Here is a 6,301-nt window from a genome sequence, read left to right on the forward strand (position 1 = left end):
CCTTCGGCAAACCCAGGTAGGCGCCCTCCGCACTGCCACTGTTAGCTCCGGTCATGGAAAGTGACACCGGGTGGTCGTGGATTCGGGAAGCATGATCGCGCCTTGTCCATGATCAATGGTCGTGTGACGTGACCGCGGTTGGTCGTCCCATCCATATGACGACTTGGCGCGCGTTCGAGTGACCTCATTCGATGCCTCGAAAACTCGCTTTGTCGTAACCCGCCTTCTTCTCGCATGGGTTTCGATTTCCAGCGTGTGCAGCGTTGACATATGTCGATGATCTTGCGTGGTGCCGGCGTTCTGTGCGCTCGCCGCGATCTTCCGGCGCGGCGGGTGGGGCCGCCTGTGGCCGGCAGGCAGACGCGGGGCCGTGGAGGCTACGACGTACACCAGGGCCGAGTAGGCACCCTCTCGACCGAGCTCTTCCCGACGGGATTTGTCGACCGGTTGTGCCTGCTCGGCCCGGCGCCCGCGCATGGGGACCGGCCGGCCGAACTCAGCGAGATCGGCCTGGCCCAGGTCGCGCTCTACCTGATGCGCGACCGGAAGGAGTCCACCTTCGAGGCGTACGGTCCAGGGTGCTCAGCCCTGCCCACTGAGCCGGCTCGGCGCCGTCAGCCGACCCGGCCTGCCCGCCGCAAGACACTTCAAGGGCCCCGGCCGTACCAACCCAGATCGACGCCGACCTTGAACCCGAAGTGCTCGGCGAACCATGCCGCGCTCGCGGCCGGGTCCTGCGCCGCGACCGCCAATCCGATCAGTGTGAACTGCATGTGCATCCCCCCACGAGGAATGGATTCGGGCCCGCAGCCCACGGCGTGCGGGCCCGTTTGACGCTTTCATGCTCCCTGCGGGTGCGGACCTCGATCAACGGCAAAGATCGCAAGCAGCGATAACCCGCCGGTTATGGCCAGCACGTGCTGCTTCCGGCCCTTCAATCTATTAGCGGGGGGTTATGCCATGTTGCGAGGACTGTCGTTGATCTTCGGTTGATCCGCGCGGAAGACTGTCGCCGACCAGCTAGCCTGGACCTGCGGAAGTGGAGTAACGAATGCGTGTTGTCGACGATGAGGTCGCGCTGGAAAGCGACGAAGGACCGCGACGTGAGCCGCGAGTAACGGGCGCCGACGTGATTATTGTGGGCGCCGGCCCGACCGGCCTCATGTTGGCCAATGAACTACGCCTGGCTGGAGTGCGACCACTGGTGTTGGAGCGGCAGCCGCAGCGCCGAGCCACCCCGAAGGCCGGTGGCCTTGGCGGTCAGATCCTCGAGCTGCTGCGCTACCGAGGCTTGCTGGAACGGTTCGAAGCAGCCTGCACCGGCCCTGTCCCGGCTCCCCGATTCCCGTTCGGCGGTGTGCATCTGGACTTCACCCAGCTGGCGGATCCACCGCTGCACGCCCTGCCGCTCCCGCAACCGCAGCTTGAGCGGCTGCTCGACGAACGCGCTGAGGAACTCGGTGTCGACATCCGCCGCGGACACGAGGCGATCGGGGTGAGCCAGGACGATGCCGCGGTGACCGTGGACGTGCGGGGCCCGGACGGGCCGTACCAGGTGATCGCCGGCTACCTCGTGGGTTGCGACGGCGCGCGCAGCCGGGTCCGTGACTGGGCAGGCATCCCATTCCCGGGCACCACCTATCCCGAGGTCAACCGGCTGGCCCAGGTCACCCTGCCCGACGCGGTGACCGTACTCGACAACGGCGACCTCGATGTCCCCGGCTTCGGCACGATCCGCGCGGGTTTCACCCGGACCGAGCATGGCCTCTTCGGCGTCGGCTCGTCACCCGCCTCCAGGGCGGTCTCGCTCTACACCATCGAAGACGAGAGCACCGAATACGACGACGACATCCCGATGACCCTGTCCGAACTCCAGGACAGCATCCGCCGGGTGCTCGGCGTGAACCTGCCCATGGGAGAACCGATCCGGCTGTCGCGGTTCACCTTCAAGGCCCGGCAGGCCGAGCGGTACCGTGACGGCCGGATCCTGCTGGCCGGTGATGCGGCGCATCTGTTCCCCGCCACCGGTGTGGCACTCAACGCCGGCATGCTCGACGTGGTCAACCTGGCCTGGAAGCTGGCCGCCGACATCCACGGCCGCGCGCCGGCCGGCCTGCTGGACACCTACCAGAGCGAACGCCACCTCGCCGGCACCCGCACCATGCTGCACACCCGAGCCCAGGTGGCGCTGCGGCGCGGGCACGACCCGGCCGCCGAAGCGCTCCGGGAGGTCTTCCAGGAACTGCTCGCCGACGAGCAGCCGTTGCGCCGTATGGGAGCGCTGGTCGCCGGCACTGACATCCGCTACCCGATGCCCGGCTCCGACCACCATGCGTTGGTCGGCACCTTCACCCCCAACCTCACCCTGCACACCGGCCAGGGCATCACCAGCGTCGCGGAACTCATGCACACCGCGCGGCCGATCCTCCTCGACCTCGCCGACCGCCCGGACCTCCGCCAGACCGCCCAGGACTGGCAGCATCGCGTCGACATCCACATCGCCAAAACCGATCAGCGACCAGCCGACGCCCTGCTGATCCGCCCGGACGGTCACATCGCCTGGGCCGCAACCAGCGATGAATCCACCGACACCGCCGCGCCCGCACTGCGAGAAGCACTCACCGACTGGTTCGGCACACCCTGAAACCGCGACGAGATCACCCGGGCTTTCCACCATCCGCACATCTCAAGCAACGTGTCGAGGCGGCGGCCAATCAAGAGGGATTGTCGACCAACGGCTGGTTGGTCCGTGTGGTCAGCGCGGCGTTCGTCGGTGACCGGCGGGTACAACGCGGGGCAAGGGCGGGCACTGTACCGGCTGGGTCGGCTGAGCCGCCCACCAACAATTCCGCACCCGACAACACGTACGCGACAAGGGGGATCGTCGTGCCTGCAATCGCCACGCCAGAGTCGATCACGGCCACGTTGACCGCCCCCAGGCGCCCAGGTGCGCGTCGTCGCAAGCGATCGGTCGGACAGGTGCTGGTCGAATCCATCAACAGCGCGAACAAGTCGGACGTGAAGGTGGCCGAGAACACCAAGGTCGACTTCTCCGTCGGCGAACTGTCGATCAAGACGACCAAGTCCAGCTCGACCACCTCGCCGTGCTGCGGGGACGCCTCGCGGCCGGTGGGGTCGCGATCGGGTGCATCGCCGGGACCGCCGACATCGAAGGGGGCGCGGCCGGGATGCGGATCGGCGAGGTCAAGGGCGTCGTCAGGTACGAGGGCACGACCGGATCGGCGACGCCTTGTCTGACATCGCTCTCAGTGGCGCCAGCGGCAGCTTCGACATCGACCGTGCCGAGGGCAGTGTCGTCGCCAAGGCGGGCAACTGTCCTATCCGGATCGGTCGGATGACGCGCGGCCAGGCGAAGCTGATGAAGCCTACGGGGGCATCAAGGTCGGCCGGGTAAGGCTGATGCGCTCGGGCGTTGCTCCCACGGGGTGTCGTTGTCGAGGTCGGTGCAGGTCCGTTCGTGGGATAGCAGCGGCCGGAGCGTGACCAGGAGGATCTCGCCGCCGGATGTCCACTGGGTGGTGTGGTCGCCTCCGCTGGAGCCAGCCTGCACCAACAACCGCCGAACCATTAGATCCGAATATCTGGTTACTGGGCATCACATAGGCCGCGCATATTTCTCGGTTTGCCGCAGCGCTCGGATCGATCCTGCGGGAGATCGCGAACCTCTCGCAGGATCCGGGTAATTCTTCCTCTGGAGGCCCAACGACGAACAAGGCGGTCCCAGGCCATTCCCTGCAGGGAATTGTCGGTCGCCCTCGCCACATGGAGGATCGGGTCGAAGCGATCAACCCGGCAAGGAGAATTCGTGATCGAGATCAGCCCGCAGGACCTGGCCGACCGTTATATGGCCCAGTGGACGGAGCCGGACGCCGCCGAACGTCGCGCGGCCATCGAGCGGCTCTGGGCCGAGGACGGTACCCACATCCTCCAGCCGCCCGTGGAGATCCGCGAGATCGCTGCGAAACTCGGCTTCGACCACACGACCCTCGAGGCCCAGGGGTACGACGCCATCGAAATCCGCGTGGCACGGAGCTACGAGCGGTTCGTCGAGAAAGGGGGGTTCACATTCCGGTCGCGTGCCGATGCCGTACGCCTCCACGGCGTCGTCAAGTTCGGCTGGGAGACGGTGTCCGTCGAGACCGGCGATGTGGCGGGTGGAGGCCTGGAGATCCTCGTGCTCGACGACGACAGCCGGATCAAGGCCGACTACATGTTCCCGGGGGCCTGACCCGGCGTCGCGGTGGACATCGGCCCGGCGGCCGCCTGGAGAGCCTCGGCCGTCGCCGGGTCGACCGGCAGGAACGCCTCCAGCTTCAGCTCGGCGAGCGTCACGTCGACGGCGGTGGCGAACGTCGTCACGGTCGTCATCAGGTGCAGCTCACCGCGCGAGGACAGCAGGTGGAGCGGCACTGCGAAACCGAGCTGCCCGGCGGACGGCTCCAGGTCGGGGACGTACCCCGCGAGTTCCTCGCGTAGCTCCTCCAGGTGACCGAGGCGGGTCAGGATGTGGCGTGCCCACTCGGCCAGGTTGCGGATGCGTGGCGCGATGCCATCGGGGTGCAGCGCGAGGCGGTAGACGTTCTTACCCGCGCCGACCAGTTCGGGGGCGCCACCCTCTGTGATCAGGCCGAACGCGTCGTTCGCGGCGATCAGGTCGCCGTTTCGGTCCACGACCAGCGCCGGGTACGGCAGGTACCCGCGGAGGATGTGGTCGATCGCCGTGCGCACCGGGGCCAGCGCCGGGTCGTCGAGTGAGCTCTCCGGGTAGGCGGGCGCGTATCCGGCGGCCAGCAGCAGCTCGTTGCGCTCCCGCAGCGGCAGTTCAAGCGACTCGGCCAGGCGTACGACCATGTTCCGGCCGGGGATGGACCTGCCGGACTCGATGAAGCTGAGGTGCCGCTGGGTGGTACCCGCCCGCAGCGCCAGGTCGAGCTGGCTGAGATGACGGCGGGTACGGCGTTCGCGTAGCGCCCGAGAGAAGTCCACGGCCCTGTTGTAACGCGACGGAGGGTTCCCTGCCATTCCTTCCAGGGAATTGTCACAGCACACGTCGGTCGTGAGCATCGTCGGCATGGACATCGGTGTACTGCTTCCGACCGGAACCGCCCAATGGGGCACGGACGGCGACCCTCGAGAGCTGGTCGCCTTCGGTCGCACGGCCGAACGCTCGGGCTTCTCCTCGCTCTTTGTCAACGACTCCCTGATCAGCCCGCGCGTCGAGGCGCTGACAATGCTGGCCGCACTCGCCCCGGCGACCAAGACCGTGACCCTGGGGACGGGCGCGCTGCTGCCCTTCCTACGCCGGCCGATTCAGGCGGCGCAGTCCCTGGCCTCGATCGACCTGCTGTCCGGCGGTCGGCTCACCGTTACGGTGGGCGCGGGCTTTCCTGGCCGTTTCGGACGGCCGTTCTACACGCTGTCCGAGGTGCCATGGGAACGGCGATTCGCCCGGCTGGACGAGACGGTCGCGCTGTGGCGGGCCCTGTGGGACGGCGCCGACTCCTTCCACGGCGAGTTTCTCCGGTTCACCGACATCCCGCCCGCGACCAGACCGTTCCGCGCTGGCGGCCCGCCCATCTGGCTCGCCGGCGCGACCCCCGCCGCGCGCGCCCGCACCGGCCGCATGTACGACGGATGGCTGCCCTACCCGCCCGACCCGGCCGACTACGCGTACGGCCTGGTGGACGTCCGGAGGGCGGCGGCCGACGCCGGTCGCACGGCCGAGGACATCACCCCCGCACTGTTCGTCTCCGTACGGGTCGACGAGGGGGTCGAGACCGGCCGCCAGGCGCTCGACGCCTACGTGCGGGCCAGCTACGGCATGCCGCTGGAGGAGCTGGAGAAGATCCAGGCGGTCGTCACCGGCTCCGCCGAGCAGGTTCATGAGGGACTGGCCCGGTACGTCGCCGCCGGCGCGCGCCACATCGTCATCCGCCTGGGCGCTCTGGACCTGCACTCCCAGCGCGACCAGCTTGAGCGGATCGCCGCCCTGATCCCCGCCGTACGGGCATCAGCGGATCACGCCTCCGCCTCGGGCGGGTCCTGAGCGTCGCAGAGCCTTCCCGGGGTTCCGGTCAGCGCCTCGAAGCACGGCCCGAGCAGCCGCATGATCTGCTCCGGCGACGCGTCACGGAAGCGGGCCGAGCCCGATGAGGTTCCGCCCAGTGGAGACGCCGCACAGGATGGTCAGGATCAGGGCGGCCGATAAATTCGGTGTCAGTTTCCATGACCGGAGCTAACAGTGGCAGTGCGGAGGGCGCCTACCTGGGTTTGCCGAAGG

General features: G+C 68.1%; 6 protein-coding genes. 3 read left to right on the forward strand and 3 right to left on the reverse strand.

What is annotated here, in order from left to right:
* Positions 1–647: 647 nt before the first annotated feature.
* The gene (locus ACFP2T_RS47315) at positions 648–773 is read right to left on the reverse strand and encodes a hypothetical protein (protein ID WP_377434483.1); all 126 of its coding nucleotides are present in this window, start codon (positions 771–773) and stop codon (positions 648–650) included.
* A 278-nt stretch (positions 774–1,051) separates the two neighbouring features.
* Here ACFP2T_RS47315 and ACFP2T_RS47320 point away from each other — a divergent pair, with 278 nt between their 5' ends.
* On the forward strand, positions 1,052–2,644 hold the full coding sequence (locus tag ACFP2T_RS47320) for an FAD-dependent monooxygenase (protein WP_377434484.1): 1,593 nt from the start codon (positions 1,052–1,054) through the stop codon (positions 2,642–2,644).
* Between the two features lie 70 nt (positions 2,645–2,714).
* Here the strand turns inward: ACFP2T_RS47320 and ACFP2T_RS47325 are convergent, their stop codons facing one another.
* Positions 2,715–3,098 (reverse strand): hypothetical protein, encoded by a 384-nt coding sequence (locus tag ACFP2T_RS47325; RefSeq protein WP_377434486.1) that lies wholly within the window; start codon positions 3,096–3,098, stop codon positions 2,715–2,717.
* Between the two features lie 728 nt (positions 3,099–3,826).
* On the opposite strand from ACFP2T_RS47325, the gene ACFP2T_RS47330 reads away from it, so the two are divergent.
* Positions 3,827–4,249 carry a hypothetical protein gene (locus ACFP2T_RS47330; protein ID WP_377434488.1) on the forward strand — a complete coding sequence of 141 codons (423 nt, stop codon included), beginning with the start codon at positions 3,827–3,829 and terminating at the stop codon, positions 4,247–4,249.
* Here the strand turns inward: ACFP2T_RS47330 and ACFP2T_RS47335 are convergent.
* On the reverse strand, positions 4,228–5,007 hold the full coding sequence (locus ACFP2T_RS47335; RefSeq protein WP_377434491.1) for a helix-turn-helix domain-containing protein: 780 nt from the start codon (positions 5,005–5,007) through the stop codon (positions 4,228–4,230). The two genes, ACFP2T_RS47330 and ACFP2T_RS47335, sit on opposite strands and share 22 nt — an antisense overlap.
* Positions 5,008–5,092: 85 nt before the next feature.
* Between ACFP2T_RS47335 and ACFP2T_RS47340 the strand changes: the two genes are divergently transcribed.
* A complete protein-coding gene (locus ACFP2T_RS47340) occupies positions 5,093–6,067 on the forward strand; it encodes an LLM class flavin-dependent oxidoreductase (RefSeq protein WP_377434494.1) in 975 nt (324 codons plus the stop codon).
* Positions 6,068–6,301 lie beyond the last annotated feature (234 nt).

It is taken from the genome of Plantactinospora solaniradicis (assembly GCF_042658085.1).
In the GTDB taxonomy this organism is placed as follows: domain Bacteria; phylum Actinomycetota; class Actinomycetes; order Mycobacteriales; family Micromonosporaceae; genus Plantactinospora; species Plantactinospora solaniradicis.

Excerpts from the sequence above, each read along its gene's own strand:
- ACFP2T_RS47315 (WP_377434483.1), bottom strand. The coding sequence starts at position 773 with ATGCAGTTCACACTGATCGGATTGGCGGTCGCGGCGCAGGACCCGGCC.
- ACFP2T_RS47320 (WP_377434484.1), top strand. The coding sequence starts at position 1,052 with ATGCGTGTTGTCGACGATGAGGTCGCGCTGGAAAGCGACGAAGGACCG.
- ACFP2T_RS47340 (WP_377434494.1), top strand. The coding sequence starts at position 5,093 with ATGGACATCGGTGTACTGCTTCCGACCGGAACCGCCCAATGGGGCACG.